The sequence below is a fragment of the Neisseria sp. HMSC078C12 genome (assembly GCF_001838065.1).
In the GTDB taxonomy this organism is placed as follows: Bacteria; Pseudomonadota; Gammaproteobacteria; order Burkholderiales; family Neisseriaceae; genus Neisseria.
The window spans coordinates 1-683 of record NZ_KV835586.1; the positions used below are offsets into that span (position 1 = coordinate 1).

Below are 683 nucleotides of genomic sequence, written 5' to 3' on the forward strand. Positions count from 1 at the left end.
GCGCTGGGACAGCACACCGAATACCACTACGACGCCGACCAAAACCTTACCCTCGCCCTCTATCCCGACGGCAGCAAAGAGACCTTCGGCTACGATGGTGCAGGTCGTCTGACCACCCATACCGATGCCGAAGGCCACACCACTTCCTACGAATACGGCCAAGACGGTCTGCCGACCCAACGCACCAATGCGCTGGGCCATACCTTCGGCTACCATTACGACCAAGCCCGCCGCTTAGTCGGCCTCACCAATGAAAACGGTGCGCGCTACCGTTTTGCCTACGACGCCCTCGACCGATTGATTGCCGAAAGCGGTTTCGACCATAAGCTGACAGGCTACCGTTACAATGCCGGCAACGAACTGGTCGAGCAACGCGAATTCGGCGACGACACCTCCCTCGCCGCCAAACTGATGGCGCAGTTGGGCGGACAACCCATCGCCAAAAAAGACGCCGCCCCGCTTTCAGACGGCCTCGACAGCCAAACCCCGCTGCGGATTACCGAGTTCAAACGCGATGTATTGGGCCGCTTAATCCATACCCTCGCCCGCAACAACGACAAGGTTCAGGAAACCGTTTACCAATACGACTTGGACGGCAACCTCGTCCGTGCCGCCAACCGCCACAGCATCACCTGCTTCGACTACAACGGCAACGGCCAAATCATCGGCCAGCACCAATGGAA

Annotated in this window: 1 pseudogene; it reads left to right on the forward strand. The window is 59.0% G+C overall.

Going from position 1 to position 683, the window contains the following annotated elements:
- Positions 1-683 (forward strand): annotated as a pseudogene (locus HMPREF2596_RS03190) (RHS repeat protein); the annotation flags it as partial.